30 protein-coding genes are annotated in these 26039 nt (G+C 32.9%); 11 read left to right on the forward strand and 19 right to left on the reverse strand.

Annotated features, from left to right (window positions below):
- The 3 genes from WKI77_RS03785 to ilvC all read left to right on the forward strand — a co-directional run.
- Positions 1-645: thiamine pyrophosphate-dependent enzyme (locus WKI77_RS03785; RefSeq protein WP_337860497.1), on the forward strand; the 645-nt coding region annotated here is incomplete at its 5' end.
- Positions 605-919 (forward strand): hypothetical protein, encoded by a 315-nt coding sequence (locus WKI77_RS03790; protein ID WP_337860498.1) that lies wholly within the window; start codon positions 605-607, stop codon positions 917-919. The genes WKI77_RS03785 and WKI77_RS03790, both read left to right, overlap by 41 nt.
- A complete protein-coding gene (gene ilvC, locus WKI77_RS03795) occupies positions 912-1922 on the forward strand; it encodes a ketol-acid reductoisomerase (protein ID WP_337860499.1) in 1011 nt (336 codons plus the stop codon). Before WKI77_RS03790 ends, ilvC begins: the two co-directional genes overlap by 8 nt.
- A gap of 5 nt (positions 1923-1927) precedes the next feature.
- On the opposite strand, the gene WKI77_RS03800 is transcribed toward ilvC, so the two are convergent.
- The 6 genes from WKI77_RS03800 to WKI77_RS03825 all read right to left on the reverse strand — a co-directional run bounded on the left by WKI77_RS03800 (position 1928) and on the right by WKI77_RS03825 (position 5675).
- Positions 1928-2266, reverse strand: coding sequence for a DUF202 domain-containing protein (locus WKI77_RS03800; protein WP_337860500.1), 339 nt, complete (start codon positions 2264-2266; stop codon positions 1928-1930).
- Between the two features lie 36 nt (positions 2267-2302).
- Positions 2303-2536: a hypothetical protein gene (locus WKI77_RS03805; RefSeq protein ID WP_337860501.1), complete on the reverse strand. Its 234-nt coding sequence runs from the start codon at positions 2534-2536 to the stop codon at positions 2303-2305.
- 34 nt (positions 2537-2570) lie between these two features.
- On the reverse strand, positions 2571-3314 hold the full coding sequence (locus tag WKI77_RS03810) for a dihydroorotate dehydrogenase electron transfer subunit (protein ID WP_337860502.1): 744 nt from the start codon (positions 3312-3314) through the stop codon (positions 2571-2573).
- Positions 3311-4207, reverse strand: coding sequence for a dihydroorotate dehydrogenase (locus WKI77_RS03815; RefSeq protein WP_337860503.1), 897 nt, complete (start codon positions 4205-4207; stop codon positions 3311-3313). The genes WKI77_RS03810 and WKI77_RS03815 overlap by 4 nt, the downstream gene beginning before the upstream one ends.
- A gap of 34 nt (positions 4208-4241) precedes the next feature.
- Positions 4242-4712, reverse strand: a complete 471-nt coding sequence (locus WKI77_RS03820; protein ID WP_337860504.1) for a hypothetical protein — start codon at positions 4710-4712, stop codon at positions 4242-4244.
- A 288-nt stretch (positions 4713-5000) separates the two neighbouring features.
- The gene (locus WKI77_RS03825) at positions 5001-5675 is read right to left on the reverse strand and encodes a hypothetical protein (RefSeq protein ID WP_337860505.1); all 675 of its coding nucleotides are present in this window, start codon (positions 5673-5675) and stop codon (positions 5001-5003) included.
- Between the two features lie 164 nt (positions 5676-5839).
- On the opposite strand from WKI77_RS03825, the gene WKI77_RS03830 reads away from it, so the two are divergent.
- A complete protein-coding gene (locus WKI77_RS03830; RefSeq protein WP_337860506.1) occupies positions 5840-6802 on the forward strand; it encodes a uracil-DNA glycosylase family protein in 963 nt (320 codons plus the stop codon).
- A 69-nt stretch (positions 6803-6871) separates the two neighbouring features.
- Here the strand turns inward: WKI77_RS03830 and WKI77_RS03835 are convergent, their stop codons facing one another.
- Together WKI77_RS03835 and WKI77_RS03840 are read right to left on the reverse strand one after the other, a co-directional pair.
- A complete protein-coding gene (locus WKI77_RS03835; RefSeq protein WP_337860507.1) occupies positions 6872-7396 on the reverse strand; it encodes a hypothetical protein in 525 nt (174 codons plus the stop codon).
- Positions 7393-7659 (reverse strand): DUF211 domain-containing protein, encoded by a 267-nt coding sequence (locus tag WKI77_RS03840; RefSeq protein ID WP_337860508.1) that lies wholly within the window; start codon positions 7657-7659, stop codon positions 7393-7395. Before WKI77_RS03840 ends, WKI77_RS03835 begins: the two co-directional genes overlap by 4 nt.
- Before the next feature lie 210 nt (positions 7660-7869).
- On the opposite strand from WKI77_RS03840, the gene WKI77_RS03845 reads away from it, so the two are divergent.
- Positions 7870-8967 carry a glycosyltransferase family 4 protein gene (locus WKI77_RS03845; protein ID WP_337860509.1) on the forward strand — a complete coding sequence of 366 codons (1098 nt, stop codon included), beginning with the start codon at positions 7870-7872 and terminating at the stop codon, positions 8965-8967.
- Positions 8968-9038: 71 nt separating this feature from the next.
- Complete coding sequence (locus WKI77_RS03850; RefSeq protein ID WP_337860510.1) at positions 9039-9713, forward strand: metal-dependent hydrolase; 675 nt, start codon at positions 9039-9041, stop codon at positions 9711-9713.
- A gap of 73 nt (positions 9714-9786) precedes the next feature.
- On the opposite strand, the gene WKI77_RS03855 is transcribed toward WKI77_RS03850, so the two are convergent.
- Genes WKI77_RS03855 through WKI77_RS03870 form a run of 4 tightly spaced genes read right to left on the reverse strand, consistent with a single transcriptional unit; the run spans position 9787 to position 13839 of the window.
- Positions 9787-11853, reverse strand: a complete 2067-nt coding sequence (locus WKI77_RS03855; protein WP_337860511.1) for a DUF87 domain-containing protein — start codon at positions 11851-11853, stop codon at positions 9787-9789.
- The gene (locus WKI77_RS03860) at positions 11831-12754 is read right to left on the reverse strand and encodes a hypothetical protein (protein WP_337860512.1); all 924 of its coding nucleotides are present in this window, start codon (positions 12752-12754) and stop codon (positions 11831-11833) included. The genes WKI77_RS03855 and WKI77_RS03860 overlap by 23 nt, the downstream gene beginning before the upstream one ends.
- Entirely contained in the window at positions 12751-13008 is a 258-nt protein-coding gene (locus WKI77_RS03865) for a hypothetical protein (RefSeq protein ID WP_337860513.1), read from the reverse strand. The genes WKI77_RS03860 and WKI77_RS03865 overlap by 4 nt, the downstream gene beginning before the upstream one ends.
- A 48-nt stretch (positions 13009-13056) precedes the next feature.
- Positions 13057-13839, reverse strand: a complete 783-nt coding sequence (locus WKI77_RS03870) for a DUF72 domain-containing protein (RefSeq protein WP_337860514.1) — start codon at positions 13837-13839, stop codon at positions 13057-13059.
- A gap of 210 nt (positions 13840-14049) precedes the next feature.
- Between WKI77_RS03870 and WKI77_RS03875 the strand changes: the two genes are divergently transcribed.
- The 4 genes from WKI77_RS03875 to WKI77_RS03890 all read left to right on the forward strand — a co-directional run bounded on the left by WKI77_RS03875 (position 14050) and on the right by WKI77_RS03890 (position 20118).
- Positions 14050-16125, forward strand: a complete 2076-nt coding sequence (locus WKI77_RS03875; RefSeq protein ID WP_337860515.1) for a glutamate synthase-related protein — start codon at positions 14050-14052, stop codon at positions 16123-16125.
- Positions 16122-18008 (forward strand): hypothetical protein, encoded by a 1887-nt coding sequence (locus WKI77_RS03880; protein ID WP_337860516.1) that lies wholly within the window; start codon positions 16122-16124, stop codon positions 18006-18008. Before WKI77_RS03875 ends, WKI77_RS03880 begins: the two co-directional genes overlap by 4 nt.
- Positions 18009-18209: 201 nt before the next feature.
- Positions 18210-18887 (forward strand): DNA/RNA nuclease SfsA, encoded by a 678-nt coding sequence (gene sfsA, locus WKI77_RS03885; RefSeq protein WP_337860517.1) that lies wholly within the window; start codon positions 18210-18212, stop codon positions 18885-18887.
- 37 nt (positions 18888-18924) lie between these two features.
- Positions 18925-20118, forward strand: a complete 1194-nt coding sequence (locus WKI77_RS03890) for a M20 family metallo-hydrolase (protein ID WP_337860518.1) — start codon at positions 18925-18927, stop codon at positions 20116-20118.
- 47 nt (positions 20119-20165) lie between these two features.
- Here WKI77_RS03890 and thrC read toward each other — a convergent pair whose 3' ends face one another.
- The 7 genes from thrC to WKI77_RS03925 all read right to left on the reverse strand — a co-directional run bounded on the left by thrC (position 20166) and on the right by WKI77_RS03925 (position 25588).
- Positions 20166-21326 (reverse strand): threonine synthase, encoded by a 1161-nt coding sequence (gene thrC, locus WKI77_RS03895; RefSeq protein WP_337860519.1) that lies wholly within the window; start codon positions 21324-21326, stop codon positions 20166-20168.
- Between the two features lie 89 nt (positions 21327-21415).
- Positions 21416-21583: a preprotein translocase subunit Sec61beta gene (locus tag WKI77_RS03900; protein WP_009887883.1), complete on the reverse strand. Its 168-nt coding sequence runs from the start codon at positions 21581-21583 to the stop codon at positions 21416-21418.
- A 56-nt stretch (positions 21584-21639) separates the two neighbouring features.
- The gene (locus tag WKI77_RS03905; protein ID WP_337860520.1) at positions 21640-22242 is read right to left on the reverse strand and encodes a hypothetical protein; all 603 of its coding nucleotides are present in this window, start codon (positions 22240-22242) and stop codon (positions 21640-21642) included.
- Between the two features lie 112 nt (positions 22243-22354).
- Complete coding sequence (locus WKI77_RS03910) at positions 22355-23089, reverse strand: carbon-nitrogen hydrolase family protein (protein WP_337860521.1); 735 nt, start codon at positions 23087-23089, stop codon at positions 22355-22357.
- A 22-nt stretch (positions 23090-23111) separates the two neighbouring features.
- On the reverse strand, positions 23112-23705 hold the full coding sequence (locus tag WKI77_RS03915) for a nucleotidyltransferase family protein (RefSeq protein WP_337860522.1): 594 nt from the start codon (positions 23703-23705) through the stop codon (positions 23112-23114).
- Between the two features lie 277 nt (positions 23706-23982).
- Positions 23983-25365 (reverse strand): mercury(II) reductase, encoded by a 1383-nt coding sequence (gene merA / locus WKI77_RS03920; RefSeq protein WP_337860523.1) that lies wholly within the window; start codon positions 25363-25365, stop codon positions 23983-23985.
- A complete protein-coding gene (locus WKI77_RS03925; protein ID WP_337860524.1) occupies positions 25358-25588 on the reverse strand; it encodes a cation transporter in 231 nt (76 codons plus the stop codon). Before WKI77_RS03925 ends, merA begins: the two co-directional genes overlap by 8 nt.
- Before the next feature lie 86 nt (positions 25589-25674).
- On the opposite strand from WKI77_RS03925, the gene WKI77_RS03930 reads away from it, so the two are divergent.
- Positions 25675-26016 carry a winged helix-turn-helix transcriptional regulator gene (locus WKI77_RS03930; RefSeq protein ID WP_337860525.1) on the forward strand — a complete coding sequence of 114 codons (342 nt, stop codon included), beginning with the start codon at positions 25675-25677 and terminating at the stop codon, positions 26014-26016.
- The last annotated feature ends 23 nt before the right edge of the window (positions 26017-26039 follow it).

The raw sequence follows: 26039 nt of genomic DNA on the forward strand, positions 1-26039 counted from the left end.
CATCCGCCGGATGACGGCCATATGAGGCCATGGAAAATACTTAAAACGCTCAGGGAAGCACTACCAAGAGATGCAATAATGACCACGGGTGTTGGGCAGCATCAGATGTGGGCCGAAACACACTGGGAAAATCTTGAACCCAGATCTTTCTTTTCTTCAACAGGAATGGGTACAATGGGCTTTGGGCTTCCATCCGCTATGGGGGCAAAGGTTGGAAGGCCAGATAAGGTTGTAGTGGACTACGATGGTGACGGTTCATTTATGATGACTGGAAATAACCTTGCCACAGCTGTTGATGAGAATATATCGGTAATAGCAGTGGTGAATGATAACAGGACGCTTGGATTGGTAAGGCAGGTGCAGGATATGTTCCAGAATAAGAGAATTGTTGGTGTTGATTATGGAAATTCTCCAAATATAGTAAAATATGCTGAATCATTTGGAGCGATGGCATATGATGTCAGAAATTATTCTGATTTATCTGAATTTATCCAGGCGGCAATGAAAGACAATGTTCCTGCCGTAATACGTGTACCTGTTGATAAAGAAGAGCTTGCTCTTCCAACACTGCCACCTGGAGGGAAATTAAGGGAGGTGATAGTAAGTGACCCAAGAAAGAATAATAAAAATACAGGCAGATTATAGGGACCCTGGCTTGCTGGAAAGAATAGCAGCAAACTTCCGGAGATTTTGGGTTGATATAAAATGGCTCAATATGGATTGCAACAGCGGAAATTGTGTAATATACATGTCATTATATGATGGCCATGGACTTGAAAATCTTGATTTGTCAATTATTACACTGAGCAAAATGATAGATATCGACAATATTGAAGAACTTGATGGCTGCGAATATAAGAAATTTGAATTAAAATATAATAAATCTAAAAAATATGAATGGGGTGTTATGAGTGAGTAAAATACTTGGTAAAGTTTATACAGAAAACGATGCAGATTTGAAATTTATAAAGGATAAAAATATAGCTGTGCTTGGATATGGAAGCCAGGGAAGAGCATGGGTATTGAATCTTCTTGATTCGGGGCTTAAAGTCAGGCTTGGCCTTGAAAGAGAAGGAAATTCATGGAAAAAAGCTGTTGAGGATGGAGTAAAACCAATGAAAACAGAGGATGCATTGAAAGGCGCTGATATAGTTATATTTCTGGTTCCCGATATGGTGCAGAGAAAGATATATTTGGAAAAGGTAAAGCCGGTTCTAAAACCGGGAATGGATCTGGTGTTTGCTCATGGATTCAATATACATTATAAATTAATCCAGCCACCAGATAATGTGGATGTTTATATGGCCGCACCAAAGGCACCCGGCCCGTCTGTCCGTGAATTCTTTGTCAAAGGAGGCGGTGTGCCTGTGCTTGTTGGCGTTAAGAACGATTTTTCAGGAGAAGCGCTTAACAAGGCTCTTGCCATTGCCAAAGGCCTTGGGGCTACAAAGGCCGGTGTTCTTGAAACAACTTTCAAAGAAGAAACAGAAACGGATCTTATGGGAGAACAGCTTGACCTTGTTGGTGGGCTCACAGCAATGTTAAGAGCCACTTTCCACACAATAGTTGATCTTGGATACAGGCCAGAAATGGCATATTTTGAAGCAATCAACGAAATGAAGTTGATTACTGACCAGATATACGAGAAAGGATTGTCAGGCATGCTCCGAGCAGTGTCTGATACTGCAAAATACGGTGGCTTAACAGTAGGTACATATTTAATTAACGACGATGTTAAAAAGAGAATGAGAGAAAAGGCCGAAAGGATACAAAACGGCAAGTTTGCAGATGAATGGATAGAAGAATATGATGAGGGTTCTAAAAACCTGAACGCTTTAATGGATGACCTTGATAATTCTCTGGAAGAACAGGTTGGCAGGGAACTGAGGGAAATAGTTTTGCGGGGAAAGCCAAAAAATTAATTTTTTTAAATTATAAAAAGCAAAAGCAATATGGCCATGCCAATAACTATGGCTGTAAATACAAATAATTCTGTTGTTCTTGAATAATACTTATTATTGTCAAGATCTTTTTCATTTCTTTCGTATTCAAAAAAACCATATGCTATTGTTATCATTCCTACAACTATCATTATTTCTCCTGCTATTAATGATTCACTGAAAGATGATGTTGGTTTACCCTGAAGTGCGTGTAAAAATATAACAAATTTGGCTATTACAAACCCGAATCCCATCAAAGATATGCCTGTTCTCATCCATGCAAGAAATGTTCTTTTATTTGCAAAATGGTCTGTATTTGATGTCATTCTTATATTAAATGCTGTATAATAATATAATATTTATCATAAATTTTTAAGCGAATCCTGCTCACTATTGCCTTCCGGGAAAAGGGCTTCGGATAAATTAGCTTCTTTCAGATAATCGAAAATGTTATAATAAGCCTTTCTGGTTTTGCCTATTGTACTGAAAGTTTTAAAATTAAAGCACAGAGAACATGTACTAATACTGGATTCCAGAAAATAGCATTTGCCTTCCCTATTAAATACACATTCTTCTTCAATGCTTCTCTCAGACATTGATTAATAATTGTAAAATATTATTAAATGTTTCCTAAAAGAATATACGTCGGCCAGAAGTTGTTATCCGTGTCCTTCCAAATTCATCCATGGTTCTTAACTGATCAAGAGAGAAGACCGGCCCATCACGGCATACCTGATAACCGTTTACAGAGCATGAATCGCAGAGGCCAATACCGCATTTCATTGACCTTTCCAAAGAAAACTGACAATTAACATTTTTATCATTTACATAATCAAATACAGATTTCATCATAATTTCCGGCCCACATACATAAATCATTTCAAAATCTTCCATATCGAGATTTTCCAAAGCGGAAGTTGCAAAGCCTTTCGTTCCTTTGCTTCCATCGTCAGTAACAATGTGAAGTTTGTTTTTATCGAATCTTTTTTCAAAAAGAATGTCATCAGCTGTTTTGCCGGATATGATTCCTGTTGTATGTTGATCTACTAATGGCATTAGTGAAGCGATGCCACTTCCTGCGCCTATAATTAGTTTTTTGCCTCTTACTGTACTATATCCATTTCCATATGGCCCTTCATAAAAAAGCTTATCTCCTTTATTCAGTTTTGCCAGCTGTGCTGATGCTTCGCCATATATTTTTATTGTTATGCTTTTCCTATCGGAAACAGAAGAAAATGATAGTGGAATTTCATTTACTCCCGGAACCCATGCCATGATAAACTGACCTGGAATAATGGAAATATCATCATTAAATGTTACCGTATTCACATTTTTGCTTTCTTTTATATTTTCCATTACTGTGAAGTATTTCATTCTATGGCCACCCCAATTAATTCATTTAGATTATTTATTGAATTTGTTTCCATATACTCTTTCAGGCCTTTGGATAAATTATTAAATATGCTTATACCTTTATATGATATTGCTGAACCTATTTCCACTGCTGAAGCTCCTGCCATAATATATTCAAGTGCATCGTTTATATTATTTATTCCTCCAACCCCGATAATCGGTTTTCCAGTTTCTTTTTTAACCTCATACACATATCTTACACCTATTGGTTTTATAGCATCACCACTCAATCCACCGTAAATATTGCTCAGTATTGGTTTTTTAGCATTTATATCTATTTTCATTGCTTTGACAGTATTTATAAGAACGTAGGCATCGGATTTTTCTGCAGCCATTGCCTGTTTAACCATGTCTGATGTATTTGGAGAAAGTTTTGAATACACAGGTATATTTATTTTTGATTTCACTTCTGTAACTATAGAAGAAACAAGTTCTGGATCTGAACCTACCTCCATTCCATAGCCATTTACATGGGGGCACGAAAGATTCAATTCAACAGCAGAAGCTCCATAAGATTCCATCTTTTTTGCCAGGTCAGCAAATTCTTCCGGAGTCTGGCCAAATATGCTTCCGATTACAGGCCTTCCTGCAGAAAGCGCTATTTTCATTTCGTAGCCATAATTGTCTATGCCAGGATTTGATAAGCCTATTGCATTGATTACTGAATGTTCTTCTCTGTATATTACTGGCGGGTCAAACCCCTTTCTTTCAACACTTCCTATTGATTTTGTAACAGCGGCTCCTGCACCAGATTCCAGAATTCTTTTCAATGTATAACCGTTTTCATCAAGAATTCCAGAAGCAAGAATAAAAGGATTTTTTAATTCTATCCCGAGGTTTGAATTAAATTTCATTATATGTTAAGTTATTCATAATATCTAAATTATTCTAATCTATCAGGTCCGGAGGAAAATTTTCAAGCTTTATAGAATTTTTTATTTGAAAATTATTATAATTATAAGCAAGAGAATATGGAAGCATTATTTCTTTATCCGTTAAATACATATTTCCGCCTTTTTCTGAGAAATATATGCATGTGTCTATATATTTGTATTTCATGGCAAGATTCTGTGTAAATTCAAGAAAAGTGGTTATGCGCTTATAGGTAAGATTGTCATTTATAACCACTACAGAAGCCCCATTTATAATTGTATCCATCAAATCGCTTTCTGTTTCAGGATAATTCATTACAGTTAGTTCAAAAAATTTGGAAAGTTCATTGTAAAGCTTTATGTTCAAATAACGCCTTTCTATAGCATCATAATCTATAACAAATATGGAATCTACCTTTAGCTTTAGGATTTGATATATATTCTCATAATTTGATACTTTTTTATCTTTTAAAGTTACACAATACACGATATTATAGTATATTAAACCTAATTAATATTTTTATAAAGATTATAAACTGCCCGCCATAATAATAGTTAGCACCAACAAATTTAATTATATACCATCTCTAATTTGTAGAGCTTTAATGGACATTCCTTAGAGATGAATAATCCATTTCCTTAGAATCAACAAAGCAAAATTAAATTCAGTCGCAATTGCATTAATATCCGTTACATTGCCGTGATATAGTTAAATTTACATTTACTATCATTAAATTTTTATGCCCTTAAAAACTGGGAAGCGTTATTTTCAGTTTTAGAAATAATCTTTTATTTTTAACAGTACTTCATTGTCCCCCGGAACAGAAAACAGGATTCCATTAAGATTGAATTTCCTAAACCTTTCCATATATGTATGCAATTCATCGAGTTCAATGGATGACTGGTTAATTTTTTCCAATATATTTTGATTCTTTTTTGTTTTAATTATTATATAAGGAATTAATCTGGATGTTTCTAAATGCTCGAGAATGGAAATATTATCAAAGTTTATAACAAGAAAAAGATCTGCATTCAGTTCCATTCTCTTGATTATATCATTTAATGGCCTTCTAAAACTTAAAATTAATCCTGACATAACACCGCGGCGGATAGCAAGTTTCATTGCCACTGATGAATCAATATCGTTAAATTCCCTGCCATATCTTGGCTTATCACCCTGTGTGAATATTATTGATGCATTTATAGCTCTTGCAGCAGTTATTATAGACCTCATCTTCAATTCATTTATATCTTTTAGCCTCTGATTAATTATAATATCCTTGTTTGGAAATCTTTCCCGTATAATGTATCCTGCCAGTTCTGGAGGCATTGTTGGATATCCAAGTGGATTATCCGGTATATTAAAGCCATCAAAGGCATCCATATCCTGAATTGTTCTTTTTATAGTTTCAAGATTTTTTGATGGATATATTTCTGCATATATTTTCATTCAATGGTTATAACTGTAATAAAATAAAGAGTTTTTGATTTAATTAGAATGTTGCCAGTATAGTTAATTTAAAATTACCATGATTAATTAAATTAATATTGATTCTGATTATTCGTTCAAATCTTTGTCTGTTAGTTTTTATACAATAGTTCAATAACAATCATATGAGAGAAGAATTCAGTTATGGAATAGTTTTATATTCAAGATTCGGAGAAACATGCAAATACCTGCTGTTGAAAAGAAGTGAGGGTTGGCTTGATTTCCCAAAGGGGCATATTGAAAAGGGTGAGAACATGGTAGATGCTGCCCTTCGGGAAACACGGGAGGAAGCAGGGGTATCACTGTCTCCTGAAAACCTGGTTCCTGATTTTCATTATGATATCACATATTACTTTACATACAGGGGCACAAAAATTATAAAACATGTGAGAATGTTTCTTGCTGAAATTTCGCCAGCAACAAATGTGAAGATATCCAGTGAACATTGCGGTTTTATATGGCTTGATTATGAAACTGCAATGCAGAAATTAAATTTTAAAAATCAGCGTGATTTGCTTGAATATGCCAGAACATATATTGAAAAACTGAATAATATAGAAAAATTAAATAGTGAATATAAAGAAATCTATAAAAATAGAAAATGGGATCTGAGCACAAATTTTGTTCCAGGAGAGGGCAATTTAAATGCTTCAATTTTTCTGGTGGGACAGGCGCCAGGAAAAAATGAGGACATAATGAAAAGGCCATTTGTTGGAAGGAGTGGAAAACTGCTTGAAAGTTTACTTGAAGAGATTAAAATAAACAGAGAAGATGTATATATTACAAGTGTTGTACAGTTTTTCCCACCGAAAAACAGGGCTCCAACGGATGAGGAGATAGCAATATGCAAGCCGAAACTCTTAAAGCAGATTGAAATAATAAACCCAAAAATTATAGTCCTGCTTGGTTCTATAGCCGCAAAAACTATGGTACCAATTCAAAGCATAATGAAGGAACACGGCGCATTGTTTGATAATAAATATTTCGTTACATTGCATCCGGCGGCTGCATTAAGAAACCCTGAAAATTTAAAAATAATGCGTTCTGATTTTCAGCTGTTAAGAAAAATTGCCACTGGTATTTTATAAGTTATTTTTCTGGTTTCTACGTATAATAAATCTGCCATTGAAAGTAATATTTATTTTATTGTTAAAATATTACACAATCAGCTTCAACTCATATCCTGCTATAGTGACTATTATTCCAATAATTACCATCACTGCAATCCAGAATTTTGCCCTGCCAGCTGTGGTTTTACTGATAAAGAGCCCAAGTATGCCAAGAGAAAAATAGGAAAGTGATAGAGGAATTACAATATTTCCCTTAATAATCAGTGATGATGATAGAGGAATGAGAGCGCCAAAAAATCCAAAGAATGCTGCTGTTAGAGACCCGAGCAGCGATTCAGTAAATATTTCAATGCCAAGATGCCCTCTCAGCAAATAATTTGTTGATTTAAGATTCAATTGCAGTGCAGTTCTGTGCAGTTCTTCATTCAATCCTGCGTACTGTGCTATAAAATAACTGAAAGCCCCTGCAAATGCCGATCCAAATGAAATTTTAAAAGCTTCAAATAAATTTATAGTGCCATTTGCCAGTATTCCGCCCGAAGCCAGTATCAATGCAGTTATAATTCCATCAGATAATCCTATGCTTACCGGAAATAAATATTTTTTATTCATTTTATTATGTGTTTTCCGGTCATTACTTCATCGATAGAATGTATTGCGCAACCCATGTCCTCTATCAACTTAACCAGGTAATTATAATTAATGTTAATTCCCTCAACAATGATGCTTGTTCCCATTGTTTCCATATCCATTTCAGTTACAGTTATTTTCACTGCATCTACCCCTGGTACTTCTTCAATGGAGCCGGCAAGTTCCGTCAATGTTGGCCTGTTCAATCCCTTATCTACATCCAGTAAAATTCTCCTTAGATTCATAAATTTTTCAAACCTCGAAGTAATTAAGCTTTAAGCTTTATCCTTCCATATTTATACCAAATATTGAATTATTATTTATTAACCTTTTGCAAATTGATTAATGGGGTTTCTTTTTACCTCCTAACATCTTTCACGGTTTATTTATTTAAAATTAAAAATAAATATTAAATAGCCACATAAATTTTTATGTTATCTTGTATATCAGATGTAATGGTGAAATTAACTTTTGTCATACCTTCAAGCCTCGATTACCATGGCGGAATTGAAAAGACAGTATCACGCTATTTTTTTTACAATGATCCGGATTTTACAAAAACGGTAATTCAGGGCAAGCATGGTTTTGAGGGAAAAAACATCTATGAAATTAAATCTCTGTATTCCCGATTAATTATACGAACTTCTGGAAAAATTAATTTTATTATTCGCTTGATGGCACCCGCAATTTTACAACTTGATAGGATTATAAATATAAATACAATTAAAAAAATAGAAAAAGACTCTCAAATTATTTATTTAACAAATAATGACTACTATTATTTATTTAAATACAATGGATTCTTAATCTGGAGCGAACATGGAAATTTGCCATCAAACTATACAGGCGTTAAATTGCTAAATAGTGTTATATCGGCTTTAATTCGAAATAATTTGCTTTTTCGCAAAATCAAGGCGGTACATTTAATAAATTGCTATAATATGAACGTAGTTCCATTCAAAAAAAAATTCTGTGTACCAAATGGTGTCGATTCAGCCTTATTTTATCCAGCGGAGAAAAAGCATGAAACAATAAGACTGCTTTTTGTTGGCAGGCTGGAGAAATCTAAAGGAATAGATAAAATATTCAATGTTTTCAAGAACCATGTATTGGATATGGAACTTACTGTGATAGGATCAGGCACACTTGAATACCTTTTTGCCTCACCATTAAAAAATATAAATTATATAAAAAATCCCGATGATAAAAAATTGGCAGAAATCTATAGAAATTCCGATGTCTTTATTTTTCCATCAACGCTTGAGAATTTTGGCAATGTTGTACTGGAAGCATTGTCATCCGGATTATACACTATTGTATCAAACACAACGAAGCCCAGATTTGATGAACCAGAAAAGATGAATTTTCTCGAATATATAAACAGTACAGAAGATGGAATACTTAACGCATTAAATAATATAAAGAGTAAGCTGGAATACACCGGAAAATATGAAAACAGAAAGGCAATGCATAATTTTATATCGCAAAATTATAGTTGGAATGTTGTTTTAAAACAATTTTATGAAAAGGTTAAGGAAGCATATTTGAGTTGACACAGAGGCATTCTCTTATCTCAATATTTAATGTGAAAAACAATTTTATAGAAAATAGCAATAGTAACACTATGAAAACAACTATAACGTGGCATGGGCATGCCGGATTTTCATTGAAGAATGATATTGATATAATTGTAGATCCGTTTATAAACGGAAATCCACTTGCGAAGGAAGACCTCGAAGATTTGAAGCCGGACCTGATCCTTATAACACATGGCCATTTTGACCATGCAGGAGATGCGGCTAAATTAGGAAAAATGACCGGCTCTCCTGTAGTATGCTCCTTTGAGCTATCTGAGATTTTAAAAAATGAAGGTACGGAAACTATAGATATAAATCCTGGTGGAACAATTGAATATAATGGAGTTAAGATAACCGCTGTTCCTGCAATACATTCATCCAGCTACAAAGGATTGTATGCAGGAGCAACAATGGGTTTTGTTATTGACAATAAAGATCTTAAAGTATACCATGCAGGAGATACAACATTTTTTAAGGATATGGAGCTTATAGGCAGCGCATACCATCCAGATCTGGCCATGCTTCCAATTGGCGGGCATTATACTATGGATGTTGACGGTGCTATTGAGGCCCTTAAAATGCTTAAAGTGAAAAATGCCATACCAATGCATTATAACACATTTCCTCCAATCAAGGCTGATCCAGAGGAATTTAAAAAGAAAGCGGAAATGCATAACATAAATGTAATAGTGCCAAAAATAGGTAAATCATTTATTTTATAAAGAATTAATAAATTACAATTTTTTTCTTAAATATCGCAAAAACGTTTTTATGATTCTGTAAGTATAGTGTAAATCAATATTTCCCGGTATTATTCTCCATTTCCTGAATTTTTAATTTCCTGATTAATGTACCAGTAGCATAAAAGCATTCAGAATAATTTGCAGAACTCCCACCAGAAAGCCCGGATGGATCGATTTCATACCCCAGAAATAGTTTATCTTTAATTTTCCCGTGCTGCCTGAATACAAAATAATTTATAGAATTCATCAAAATCGATTCTGAATAACCGTTTAAATGATAATCGTCAATATTCTGAGTTATTGTTAAAAGAGAAGTTCGAAAATGCCGGGAATTCCTTGCAAGCATATCCATCAATTCCGCATCCTGTAAATTTTTTAAAAATAAATGGCTTTCATCTACAACAACAATTTTTTCGCCTTTTTCCTCTTCAATAATCGAGATTATCTGGCCAAGTATCAATCGGAAATAAGCATCTTTTGTAGATGCATTTCTGTGGTCAAATCTAAATGTGGTGAAATTATTATCAGGCGATATGGCTTTGTTAAAAGGTATGTCATATGTATTGATTGAAATCTGGTTTTCCTGTGAATAAATTTTATTAATTTCCGAAATTATAGAACTAAATTTAACAGTTTCCAGTTGAATTTTTAATTTCAGTATAATATTAAAAATTTCATTTGGCTGAATCCCTGATATTTCCCCAAGCGACTCTGCAATAATTCTGGATATTTCCATAGTATTTATTGAAAAATCTGCATACTCTCCTCTTGAAAGGTCTATAACAGTTCCAGAATTGTATTCCTGCAATGGATCTATTACGTATATCTTTTTATCCTTCATTAACCTCAAAAATTGCTTTGTAAAATATGACTTGCCGGAACCCGTTTCGCCAGTTATAGCTACGTTATATGAATTCATATTAAAAAGATTTAAGTAAAAAGGTTTTCTGGTAATTGAATTGATAGCCAGTGGTTTATTATTATTTGCAGGAACAGGCGTAAAAGAACATGGGAACAGTTCGGAAATAGATTGAGAATCCATTATATATTTCTTTCCCTGCTTACCCAATTTCAATATATTAAATGAATCTAAATTATAAAAATGAAAATTGTGCAGTTTAAAACCAATTGTATTCATTTCTTTTTTGAATAATTCTGTGCCTGATCGCAATGTTGCCGGATGTTCCGATATTATTTTAAAACGAATGTTCACATTGTAAATCTTTTCCTGTTTTTGAAGATATTCCAGTGATGAAATTTGCTTTTTTATTAAAGATGCAAAATGGCCTGATCTGTTATACACAAGCTCAGCTTTTCTTGATGAAATGATCCTTTTTATTAAAATTTCACTGTTCTTTATTTCCTTTATGTCTATATTTATTTCAACGATAATCCCGGACCTTTCTATAGCGGTCTGGTAAAAAAAATCCTGGGAATAGTCCATATCAATAAGGTCCAGATAGGAACAGAACATTTTATCTTCCTGAAAATACCTTGAATGTGTTTTTATATTGCCGGAAAGTAATGAATTAATGATGTTCTCGTCTTTCACTGGCGTGGCATGCAGATCTGGCATAGAAAGTATTAAAGATATATCATTATTTATTTTATCTATTGAGTCTTCAGGATTTTTTCCATATTCTTTAATAATTAGGTAGGTTTTATAATAAATATTTCCATTATAAATTTCGTGTTTTGTTATTATATTTGTATTGCACGCAAGGCCGTTAACCATATTATTTAGAATCCTGATTTTATTGCATTTATTCGAATCAGTATAAAGCTCTGAATTTTCTATTTCTACTGCCGTGAATAAAGTTTTGCCAATTATGCCGTAAATTAATTCCTTTTTAATTAACTGAACTATTCCTTTGCTCTTACTATGAAAATAGATTTTCCTTAAATATTTTATATTTGAAAAGTCAAAGCGTATGAAGACCATAAAAATAAAATAGGCAATAATTACAATTATTGCTGCGAACAACGAAATCGAATATATAACAGCGGTTATTGAAATTCCTGCAAGAATGATTATAAATTTTTCGACAGGCATGTTGTATATATATGATTTAAAATTGTAAACATTTGAAGGAATTTTAATGTACATCACCATTGTCATCAATGATCCCAGGTATCAAATTCGCAGAGGTATCAGCGTCCATTATTCCACCCAGGCCACCATTGAGAACTGAACCGGGATTTAGTTCTCCAATGCCCGATGATATTTCAGACATAGCAGTATCTGTATTAATAAAATTCATGCTTCCCTGGAAATATCTATATATTTCCGTCACAAAAAATAATGGTGCAGTTGCGGCAACGTAAATTATTCCAATTTCCAGAAATGGATTATTGAAAATTCCTGTTAAGTAAAGTATGATAATGGTAAAAAATGGAAAAAATGCCACTTCGAAGAAAATTCTGTATAGTTTTAATACATGTTTCTCGCTACCAGGTATCATAAGCATTATTGAGGCAACTGGCATGAAAAGGATAAAAAACAGAACAAGTGCCTGCCTTATTATAAGTATGCCAAATAGCAATGCAATCGCCATAACAAACGTGCCTGTAAATAAAAACGATATAATGCTGTTTTGGGTTGATAATCCAGTAAATTCCAGATTAGACCATGTGTGCCTTAATGTGAATATGCTGTTGAAAAAAACAAGTGAAATGCTCAAGAAAAAAATAGAAATTCTGTATGATGATTCGAATAAAACAATAGCCCCAAAAATTTTGATTAATAATTTAGACGGAGGATATGGCATGATAAATGAATTATAGAGAAGCATAATAAGAGCAGATGCAGTAATAGCCAGGAGTATAATGTCAGAATATATATTGTTAAACAAATAATTATAAAAACTGATAAATGATGAATTCCCATGTATAAATTGCATATATGAATATTTGGGGTTTAAACCATAATTAATCATTAAATGCCAGAGTATAATTATGGATGGCCTTGCCAGATCAATTATTTCTTTGATTATTTCTGATAAGATCTCGGAATAATTCATATTTTCCCTGTAACAACATAGTTGAAAACTCCAAATAATGCACCGCTAATTGCCATAATGAAAATAACAGTACCTATCGATGCATTTTTTAATCTTTCCCTTGCCATTATTTTCTTATTTTCATCTGTGCTGAAAAAGTTCAGGGCTATTGGAATCCAGAGCAGCGCGATTAAAATTGCTGAGGCAGAAATCACTATAGCATCAACTCTGCCTAACATGGCGTTTATTGATGCAATAGCATAGTCAATTAACATCTTTCATTATAGCAAGAAAATATAAAATATTAACGCCTTCAAAATAAATTAAAATAACTTTTTTTGGCGATCCATTACCATTGAAGGTGGCATTGATAATCCAAGCTGCTGCCTGATAAATTTTATCGTATCCGGTGATAATCCTTCATAATGGTTATTGGCATATATGAAGACATTTCCAGTTACCTGGTTATTTTTAATCCTGTTAACATAATCTATTATCTCCTTGCGCCTGTTGAGCCTTATTTCCCCCAGATCTTTTTTTGACAATGATTTGTTTCCCAGAAATCTAATGTAAAGATTTTCTGTTGTCTTAATTTCCGGGGTTTTTATATAATCAAGAACAGGCCATGCCATTGTTATTTTAAATTTTTTAAGGATTTGATAAACCTCATTCCTGAACCATGATGAATGCCTGAATTCCATGGCATAACTTATGGTGGATGGCAACAGTTCAATAAAGTTTTCAAGTACTGCAATATTGTATGTAAAATCCGGGGGAAGCTGTATGAGAATAAAGCCAAGTTTTTTATCAAGGATTGAGATATTTTTAATAAAGTAATTTAAATCCTCTTTGCAGTTTACAAGCCGGTCTTCATGTGTAATTTTCATTGGCATTTTAGGGCTAAATAAAAAGTTTTCAGGCACTGAATCGTACCATTTTTTAACTGTTTCCTTTCCCTGAGGTGCATAAAATGTGGAATCAATTTCAACAGTATCGAATATTCTGGAATAATCTTTTAAATAAAAAGAATGGTCTTCGGAATAATTATAGATTTTTCCCTTCCAGAAATCATAACTCCACCCAGAACACCCGGTACGATATATCATATTATAGTAATCTCATTATCAGTAATAATTATTGTTTTCAAATCGGATAAAATACACAAAAACTGGCAGTTATAAATGATTTTTTATATATATTATACTAATTGACGGGCACGTTAAATATTATCAGTTCTCATAAATTTTTATTATGGATAATTTAAAGTAAATTAATGTAAAATTATATATAGATAGACATAATCTATCATATTACCAATGAACAGTATAATAAACGATTTTATGAATGTGCCATTACAAAAAGGAGCTGATTTTTGGGGACTTGATAAAATTAAGCATATAAGGCAACTTGCTATTACAGGCAAGCCATACGAAATATTTATTGAAAATGATAATAGTTTGAGAATACTTGATAATATAAATTTTACTGCCAGTAACACAATAGTTTCTAATCCATCAGCACAAACAGAATCTAATTTGGCAGGCTTTAAAATGTCAGTTCCCTTATATTTGGGAGATATGTCATACGGTGCACTGAGTGGAAATCCAAATCTTGCTATAGCCAGATCAGCAGAATTAACAAAAACAATGGCAGGTACAGGTGAAGGAGGCTTATTTAATGGCATATCCAGTTATAAAAGGATATTTGTCCAATGGGCATCTGCGCGCTTTGGAGTTACTGCAAAAAGCTTAAATTCCGGTGCAGCAATTGTAATAAAAATTGGGCAGGGTGCGAAACCTGGCATAGGAGGGCATTTGCCTGCTAGCAAGGTTACAGAGAATATTTCAATTGCAAGGCAGATACCTGAAAACGTAGATGCAATTTCACCGGCACCGCACCATGACATTTATTCCATAGAAGACCTATCACAGAGAATAGAATCATTAAAATTACTGACAAAAAAGCAGGTATTTGTAAAAGTAGCAGCAACAAATTATATACCTTACATAGTAACCGGAATTGCCAGATCAGGTGCAGATGGTGTCATTATTGATGGGCACGGTGCTGGAACAGGAGCAACACCAATGGTTATAAGGGATAATCTTGGAATACCTGTGGAAATGGCCGTGGCATCATCTCACGATATACTCTTAAAGGAAAATTTAAGAAAAAATTTCAAAATTATAGCGGCAGGAAGAATTTCGAATTCCACCGATGCTGCAAAGTTATATGCCCTTGGTGCAGATTTTGTAAGCACAGGTACAGGCCTTTTAATTGCCATGGGATGCATAATGGTAAGGAAATGCAATCTTGGCTATTGCCCAACTGCACTGACAAATAAGGCAGATAGCCTGAAAACTTTTGATATTGATTTTGGCGTTAACAGCATAATTAATTATATTAATGGGACAAGGCTTGAAATTGCTAATATACTTGATAATTTGAATTTAAAATCAATAAGCGATTTAATTGGGAATAAGAATCTTTTAACAGGCAAAAATTTATCAAAAAATACATTGAAAGTTTTGAATATTAAACATGAAAATATTAAAAATACATCTTATGATCAGGGGAATTTCGAATATGATAAAAAATACTTGAACGAAATGCTGAATAAGGGAGATCCAGAAATAACAAGCATGGGAAGCAATGCTCCTCCTGAGGTCATAAGGCCATCCAGAATAATAGATTGGTTAAGGCTGGACGGTGCACAGGTAACAAGGCCATCAATAGATCCTTATAGAGAAAATATAGATTTGAGATTTTATTTATGCAATGGTAAAATTAAAGTATCAATGCCAGTTATTTTTGATATAACAGGAGCTGATGATTCTATAAAAGATGCAATTTTATGGGCTTCTTTGTTTGCAGGTACGATGGTTATAGATAATACAGTAAATGATAATTACCGTGATATTACTATAATGAAGAAGGGCAATTTATATAAATATAAAGGCTTCAAATATATAGAATTAGATAGAGATATCAATGTTTCTGGTTATGTAATAAAACAGGAAGATGCTGAAATAGAACTGGCAAAATTAAATAATAAGCTTAAAGAAAATGGTATAAGGGAAAAATACGATATATTATCGTATATAACAGAGTTCAGAAACAGCGGTGACATAGCAAAATATATAGCACTTGGTTCTGATGCAGTAATTCTTGAATCAAAGATCTTTGAATATGGTTTGAGCACTCGCACCAATATGCATGAAAAGGCTTTGAATTTATTAACTGCGATAAAAAAAGAACTTGCTCTTCTATGTGGTGCTATGGGCATATCCAGTATGCAGCATTCACTTTCTGGTAATACTGAATTACTAAGATCTATTAACCTTGATAATAGAATTTCAGAGATAATAGAAGTAACGGAGGCTGGTTCCCCATGAATTATTACCCATCAAGCTGTGGCCTTTTAGGCGTTTTACGAAAAAATAACTCAAATAAAATACAGGGAAAATATATTGCGGATTCCTTAAATTCAATAAAATACAGAGGAAGCGATAAGGGATCCGGATATGCTATGTTCAATGTAAATAACAATAATTACTATAAAATGAAAATATATTACAATGGCAATGAAAATGATTTAAATCAAATTTTAACTGATAAAAATTTGAAAATAAATAATCATTATAAAGAAAATAATTCTGAAACAGGTAGTTATTGCTATGAGCTTGCTTTGGGAAATAATGACATGACAGATGATCTAAATGATTTACTTTGGAAAGAAGGTACAGGAAGGGTTTACAGCCTGGGGACTTCCCTTGATATCTTCAAGGGAGTGGGCTATCCGGATGACATAGCCAGTGAATATAATATATATAATATGAATGCTGATATGTGGCTTGCACATACAAGGCAGCCTACAAATTCTCCTGGAAATTTGCCATACTGGTCCCATCCGTTTTCATCATTTAATATAGCAATAGTCCATAACGGAGATATAAGTTCATTTGGTGCAAATCGTGAATATCTCAGTTCCAGTGGAATAAAAAGCTTTGTTGGAACTGATAGTGAAGTTATATCGTTTATTTTCAAAGAATTATTAAAGAAATATGACTTAATTACAACCATAAAAATAATGTCGGATAAGATCGATGATAAGTACACAAAATACATCAACAGAGGTTTTGTTCTTGATGGCCCATACACGCTTGTAATCGGATATGATGATGGTTCCGACCTTTACATAATTGGCATGACTGATAAAACAAAATTGAGGCCAATAATACTCGGTGAAGATGAAAATAATTATTATATTGCAAGTGAGGAAAAGGAAATAAAACTGATAAATAAAAATGCAGAAGTGTGGACAATGGAGCCTGATTCCTATTTCATAGCATCACTGAATAAGGGCATTATAGAATATGGGAGAAACAATATTCAAAGAGCAAAAAGGTACGATACTGAAAAATTCGATATAAACGCAGAAAATATAGAATATAACAGGCTTGATGATGAAATAATAAAAACAAATAAAAAAAATGTAACAGTAAAAAATGTATCAGGTCACAGATATATTGGCATTAAATTTACCAATAAAAATATAAATTTAAATTTGTATGGAAATGCTGGAAACTGCCTGATGAATTTAAATAAAAATAATAATGCAACGGTTTATGGCAATGTGGCAGATGATTGCTGTGATTCCATGTCTGGTGGAATTGTAAAAATATTTGGCAATGCCGGGGATATTTTAGGACAGGCACTGAGCAATGGAAAAATATACGTAAACTGCAATGCTGGAAATAGATGTGGAATACAGATGAGGGCATATAAAGAGAATAAACCATTTATAGTTATAAATGGGAAATTTGACGATTATCTTGGTGAGTATATGTCGGGAGGAACAATAATTGCATTCTCAAATTATCAGCAATATACTGGGAAATATATAGGTTCTGGCATGATTGGAGGCAAAATATACATATATGGAAAAGTAAAAAGTGACAGAATAGGAATGCAGCCATATGATACAGAAGGCATTTTAAAAGCACTGAAGCTGGATTCAATAATAGATGCTGATTTATTAAACAAACTCAGAAATAAGGATTTTATTGATATTATAAATGAACTGCCGGAAAAGTCCAGAAAATATACCTGCAAATTGTATAATAAGCATGAAATACCATTATATAGCTATAGAATTCTTAATGAAATTGAGTATAATGAATTATATCCAGTCGTAAAGGATTTTGATTTTCAAATGAACACCTCAAACTTAAAAAAATTAAAACATAAATTTACAGTTATAGAACCAAGGAATTAATGCATGATGAACTGGGTAATTCTATATCAGTGCCTGAAGTGCCTCTAACTCCCTGTTTGCATTAATCATTATTACTACACTTAAAATAATTATAAATTTGGCAGGGAAATATGGATATGTTATTATCCATTTCAATGTTTTTTAAATTTATTAAGAATATACCATCGGAAAGTTATTTATAACTGTTGTAAATTGATTTTAATGGAGCCATTTATTCACAGAAAACCTGGCTTTGCTGTAGCATATTTCCCGGAACTTATAGAAGCGCAGGTAATTTCCAGGCCAAATAGATTCCTTATTAAAGCAACAATAAATCGAGCTGAAACTGATGTGCACATACATGATCCTGGAAGGCTTGGGGAGTTAATCTTTCCTGGAAACACTCTACTTATCAGAAGAGCAGAGGGCCCTAAAACGCATTATTCTGTTACTTTTTGCAAAAATGAGAATATCTGGACATTCAATGATGCCCGGTATCATTCTTCTATTGCATCCATGTTTATTAAACCGGGATATGAAAAGGAAGTAAAAACCGGTAACAGCAGAATAGATTTTAAGCTTGGAGACTCATATATAGAGGTTAAATCTGGAACTTTAGTAGACGATGGAATTGCAAAGTTTCCTGATGCTGTAACAGCCAGAGGCAAAAAGCATCTTGAAACACTAATGGAATTAATTGACCAGGGTTATAACTCCTATGTGCTATTTCTTATATTCAATGAAAATGCTGAGTGTTTTCTTCCCAATTATGATAGAGATCCAGAATTTGCTCGAACCTATTATTCTGCCATTTCTCACGGAGTGAATTTTAAATTTCTTGTATTTTCCTATAAAAATGGAGAAATTGTATTCAAAAAGGAGATAAAGCCATGCGTTTGATTGATAATATTTATAAGTTTTATAAATATAAACTCTTATGAATCTGGCAGAATTGTCCGATAAAGAATTTATTGAAGAAATTGCAAACAGATTGCTTTCAATTAAGGCAGTTTCACCAAAATCTGATGGAAAAGGTGAATATGAAAAATCTGTTGAATTAAAAAAAATATTAAATGAGATTGGTTATAATAATGTCACTGATTATAATATAAAGGATAATACAGGCGTTGTCAGGCCAAATATTGTATTGAAGATAGGAAATTTTGGAAAAACATTATGGATTATCTGCCATATCGATACTGTGCCTGAAGGCGATATCAAACTCTGGAAGCATGAACCATATAAGGCTACAATTGAAGAAGATAAAATATATGGGAGAGGATCGGAAGACAATGGCCAGGCGATCTTTACAGTATTACTGCTTTTAAGAAATCTTGAAACAGAAAAAATGAAAATAAATCTGGGAATTGCATTCGTTTCTGATGAGGAAACTGGAAATGATTATGGCATTAAATATATTATTAATAAGGATATATTCAACAAGAATGATTTGATTATAGTTCCGGATGCAGGCACAAATGATGGGAATATAATTGAAACTGCAGAAAAAACCGTTATGCAGTTAAAATTTCAGATAACTGGAAAGCAGGGGCATGCCAGCATGCCGGAAAGTTCAATAAATGCCTTCCGCGAAGCTTCCAAATTCCTAGATATGATGGACTTTAACCTGCATGAAAAATTTAATAATTCTGATAAGCTTTTTATACCACCTTATTCAACTTTTGAACCCACAAAACATGAAAAGAATATAGATAACGTTAATACAATACCGGGTACTGATGTATTTTACTGGGATTTCAGGGTTCTGCCGCAATACAGTTCAAAAAGCGTCATTGATGAAATTGATGAATTAATTGCTAAATTTTCAAAAACATCAAAAGCAAAAATTGCATATGGCGTTATTGACCTTGTTGATGCACCAGCTCCAACATCTGATAGTTCAGAAGTTGTGGTGAAATTAAAGGATGCGATCAGGTCTACAATAAAAAAAGAACCTTTCACCATTGGAATTGGTGGAGAAACATTTGCTTCATTCCTTAGAAGCAATGGTTTCAGTGCTGCTGTATGGTCAACAACTGCAATAGAAAATGCGCATATGCCCGATGAATTTTGCCTGATTTCCCATATAATCCAGGATCTTGCCGTTTATAAATACCTGCTATATAATTGATTTATAAAATTTATATATAATTAATATTGTTTGAAATTAGTTTTAGCTCATAATATATCCGAAATTTTAAGAGACTTATATTCAGGAATTATGCTAACGTCCTTCAGGATATTTCCTGTGAGGATAGAAACAACCGTATCACCTCTGTCAAGAATTCCTGATTCCCTAAGTTTCTTTACTCCAGCCACTGCAGCTGCAGATGCAGGCTCGCAGCCTATGCCGGATCTGTCTATCTCTCTTTTTGCTTCCAGAATTTGATCGTCTGAAACTTTTTCAACTATTCCATTTGTAAATTCTATCGATCTTTTGGCCTTTTTAAAGTTTACTGGATTACCAATTTTAATGGCAGTTGCGATTGTTTCTGCCTTTACCGGAATTATATTTTCCAGTTTTTCTTTTATATATTCATAAAATGGTGCGGCTCCTTCTGCCTGTATTGCAATAAGCCGTGGGACCTCATTAATAACACCCAGTGATTTCAGATCCATGAGTGCCTTTCCAAATGCAGATGTATTACCAAGATTGCCGGCAGGAAATGATATGAAATCAGGTTTGAGTTTTTCCATAATTTCATAAATTATTGTTTTTTGCCCTTCGATTCTCCATGGATTGAGAGAATTCAATAAATAAAAGTCGTTGCGCTTCTCAATTGTTTTCTTGATATCTGCCATGGCCGTATCAAAATCTCCGTCAATATCAACAATGTTTGCTCCATATGCAATTGCCTGAAATAATTTATTGGCTGATATGTTTTTCCCGGGTATCATGACATAACTTTCTATACCAGCAAATGCACTGTAACTTGCCGCCGCAGCAGAAGTATTTCCAGTAGATGCACACAATGTTTTTTTGAAATTCAGCCTCATGCCTTCAGAGACTGCAACAGTCATGCCACGGTCTTTGAATGATCCTGTCGGGTTTTCCCCCTCATGCTTCAAATATATATTATTTATTCCGGAATACTTTGATATTCTGCTGCTGTTGTATAAATTGGTATTACCTTCTCCCTTGGTTATAATTTTTTCATTGCTTATTGAAGGATGTATAAGATTTTTGTATTTCCAAACGCCTTTTAATTTAGTTGTAGTATATTCCATATCATAATGGAATACATCGAGAATATTGCCACATTTATCGCATGTATATTTGTTTCTATTTATATTATATTCAGAACCACATGCAAAGCACTTCAAAACCGAATAAGTCATTTATTGTTAAATGCAAAGTTATATAAATTATTTGTCAGTATAAAGATGATAAATATGGCCAAAAATAAAAATGTTTATGAATCCTTTATCTAAACCGGCCAGAAAACCTTTGCCAGTTCAACTATAACTCCCATTGCTATTCCTATGTAAATAATTAATTTTGGATCTATGGCTGGACCTTTAATTTCTTCCTCATTAAAATATCGAATTAATCCCGCTCCTGATTGGAAGTTTTCGTTCTGATTATCCTTTGCCATATTTTACAATAATTTAATACTGGAATTTAAGCATTGCGGTATAATTCTTTGATATTTCAAAATTGGATTTGCATTGATGTAATTATTGACCTTATAAATCTGTCAGTGCTTTCCTCTAAAACTATCAGTTTGTAAACATTGTCACTGGTATAAATTTCAAAATAATTGCATTTAATCAGGGATCCAATATCAGTGTTTTCTATACTGTATATATTTTTCTTCTGGCCAAGCTTTATTATTGATTTTGAATCGATCCTCAAAAATGGGAAATACGAAAGAACATAAGGTGAAGCATACTGATAGAATTCAATGTAATGGCCAATAAACACCGATTTGGCATCAATGTATTTTTCATGGATCAGTCCTGGAACAACTTCAAAATTTTTATCCAGTATGGATACATTGAATTTTCTATCTGCATCCTTTATGTTTATAATCTGGTCTGGTGTGTATTTCGGAATTTTCCCAAGAATCCGTAATTCAGAAAAATGGTTATAATATACAAATGGGAATACTGTTATTGATATTCCTAACATAAAAATTATTGCTACATAGAACATAAATAAGAATAAAAAGTTGTTTGAATTCATGGCCAGTATCAATGCAAGTAAAGATGATGCAATAAATACCGATATGAAATAAGTCTGTACTCTTATCATATATTTATAATGATTGGAAATAAATAACTGTTTTGGTATTTTATTGCAATTTATGAAACTATAGCTTTTAAGGAAATAAAATTTAATATTAATAATTAGAAAATAATCAAAATTATAGTTCGTGTGTTTTGGTAACTTTATCCAGCATTGTATTTTCTTCGGCCAGCCTTTTTTCCCTGCTATCAATGTAGTTTTCAGTATTTATATCGGCAACAATATCATTGTATCTGGACGTAATGCTATTGATTCTTACTCCCCCTTCACATGTTTCTGGTATAACAACTATTGAATCGCCGAGAAAATCGTCTGAAATTGAATTAACTGAAACAACCGGTATCCTGTTTTCCAGTGCCCTGGCATTTGCATATAAATGCCATTCATCATGGAAATCCTTTCTTATAAGTGACGGATTGAATATTATATCACAGTGCTGGCGGAACAGAAATCTTGGATAGTCCGGAAAATCAAGGTCATAGCATACTAAAATTCCAATTTTTAAGCCGTTAACAGCAAATAGTTTTAACTCACTTCCAGGCGTATAATAAATGCTTTCTTTGCTGTATAAATTTATTTTATCCTGCCATCCTATAATTTGTTTGTTTTTAATTATAAAAGATCTGTTATATAAATTTTGATCAATATATGACAGGCTTCCCAAAATTATTGTATTATTGATATTTATAACATCCAATATCCTTTTTAGTCCATGAGCATCAATTTTTGTTGTTATAAATTTTTCAGGAAATACAATTATATCATCTGGATTGGAATTAATTTCTGAAAGAATTTCAAGAGAACTGTCAAATGGCATTCTATGTGATTGAATTGCCCTGATCTTCAGATGCATGGTTTGATATTGTTATATTGATTTAAGCCTTGTTATTGAGTATTTTTTCCACTTTTTTTGCATCCTCCAATGTATCAATATCAGTCATGGCTTTTTTACCTATACTCAATGGTGAAAAATCAATAAAATGCTTCTTAACTATAGATTTCGCACCTTTATCGCCGGTTAATTGAAGGATTTCCGGAAAATATTTTTTAGAAAATATAACAGGGGTTATTACTTCACCATTGTATTCAAATCCTGATATGCCGGAACCTGATAACTCATAATGGTTGATCAGGCCATTTAGGTATTCGGAAGTTACCAGTGGCATGTCACCAGGTATTATCATAACTGCATCGCATTCTGGAGGAATATTTTCCAGGCCTTTAACAATAGATGCTGACATTCCTTTCTCAAAACAGCAATTCCAAACGGCTTTAAAACCCATCTTAATTGAATAATCCTGAATTTCTTGATTCCTTAAAACTATAATGGAGCGATAAAAATTAGAATGTGATACATTATCTATAACATATGAAATAATCCATTTTGAATTTATCTTATAAAGTAATTTATTTGAATGGAATCTTGTAGCTTGCCCAGCGGCAACAACAATAGCGCATATTTTTTGCATATTTACATTAATATTGCCTTAGATATAATATTTTTTAAAAAATTAAGCAATAACATACTTACTAATATATTTTAATCTGCATTCAATAAATTATCCAATTTTATTGATATATTCTTTCATATAATCAAGATAATCCATATAAGACGGATAAGTAATAAACATATTAATATTTCTATGAAGTTATTAAATTTTACGAATATTGAAAATAAAGGGAATTAAAAAATTAATGATTATTGCATTAAGTAAAAATAGAAGAGTTTAGGTTAAAAAATTATAATTAATCCATACAGCAACTCATCTTCGATATATCCCTGATGAATGCCTGGCCGGCAATTTTTATTGATTCTGCCACAGTTGGGAATACATGCACAGTGTCTATAAGGTCATCGTATGTTAATCCATTTTTTATCAAACTAACTCCTTCGATAATGAATTCGGCCGCATTTGGGGCAACAACATGAATTCCAAGTATTTTCTTATCTTTATCTGCTATTATCTTTGCTATCCCTGTATATGACTGTAAAATATTTGCCTTCACCACATTTTTTAATTCCACTGTCCTGACTGTGTATTCAATATTTTTCTTTTTGAGTTCAGATTCTGTGCTGCCTACGGAAGCTACATTAGGTTCCGTGAAAACCACCCATGGTATCTCATTGAATTTTACATATTTACTGGAACCAAAGATATTTTCTACTGCTATTACACCTTCTTTTCCTGCAAGAGTTTCCAGCTTTAAAGGCTGTTTAATGCAGTCTCCAGCAGCGTATATAGAAGGATTTGTTGTTTTCAGTTTATCATCAACAACTATGCCATTATCTGTTGAAATCCCTGCTGCTTTTAGATTTAATCCGTCTATGTTTGGAATTCTGCCGGTTGCAACCAGCAAGGCATCAAAATCTGTAAATGTTCCTGTCCATGTAATTATGCTTTTTTTGCTATTTTCTTCTTTTATTTCATTAAAATTCATGCCAAGATGGAATATTATGCCGTTATTTTTTAATGCTTTTATCAGTTCTCTGTTGATATCTTCATCAAAGCCTTTTAATATTCTGTTTGACCTGTTAAATATGTGAACTTCCGAGCCAAAGTTGGAGAATGCATAGGCCAGTTCCAGTGCTACTTCGCCTGAACCAAATATGGCAAGTTTTTTCGGAATTTTATTTAATGACCATATTGTATCGCTTGTATAATAATCTGTGAGTCCTTTAATTTCGGGAATAAATGTTCTTGATCCGGTAGCTATTAGAAAATTGGTGGCTTTTATCTCTTTATCGTTTATACTTACTGTATTTTTGCCTGTAAATTTTGCCAGCCCATCGTATAGATCAACGTTTTCAAAATTTTTGATTACATTTGAATATTTACTCTCTCTTTCATTTTTGACAAAATTATTTAATGATTCCATAAAAGCTCCGAAATTTATAGTTGCACTGGATCTTATTCCATTGTATAATGGATCCTTTGCATTTTTGTAGTTTTTGGAAGCCTCTATTAAAAATTTTGAAGGCACACAGCCAACATTTACGCATGTACCTCCAAGCGGCCCTGAACCGATCAATGCTATTTTCATTTGATTGTCCGTTAACTCACTTGCTTTTATGGATGCAGCAAATCCGGCTGCCCCCCAGCCTATTATTGCAAGATCGTATTCATTCATTTTTTACATCCCTTAACTGGGCCTTGTACTTTCCTTTAAAAACTTCAAGATTTAATAAGTCCTCAGGTTTTGTTTCATTGCCAGTTTTAACTATAGCTATCCCATCTTTTAAAGAGAGCGAAACATCATTTACGCCTTTTGCATTTTTGAGCCCCCCACTAACGTGCCTTACACAATCATCGCAGGTTAAACCATATATTTTTAATTCTATTGTTTTTGCCATATATCATAATTCCTTGAATTTATTTAAATAGAAAAGTAAAAAAAAGTTTACCCAAACAATATTTATATGTCAAATGATTTAACAATATGGTAAAAAATAGAGAAAATGCATGCATGATATATGACAATGGAAAAACTCTGTGCATAGACTATGAACTGCCGATGTTTGCTTTGCTGGGAAAACGATATACATTGCTTATCCTTGGTGTTATTGGAAACAACAGCACAAGAAAAAATTTTAATGATATATTAAATTCAATTCCCGGTTCAAGCAGAACAATAATAGCAAAAAGATTAAAAGAGCTTATAAATGCAGGAATTATTAAAAGGAATAGAAATAAAATAGTATCATATGAATTAACAGAAGCGGGAAATAAAATTAGAAAGGGGATTATATGCTTTCTTGAATCTGTTGATTCTATTGGATAATGATATTGAAACAAAAGAAATAG

Origin of the sequence: Ferroplasma sp. (assembly GCF_037442045.1) — an archaeon.
Classification (GTDB): Archaea; Thermoplasmatota; Thermoplasmata; order Thermoplasmatales; family Thermoplasmataceae; genus Ferroplasma.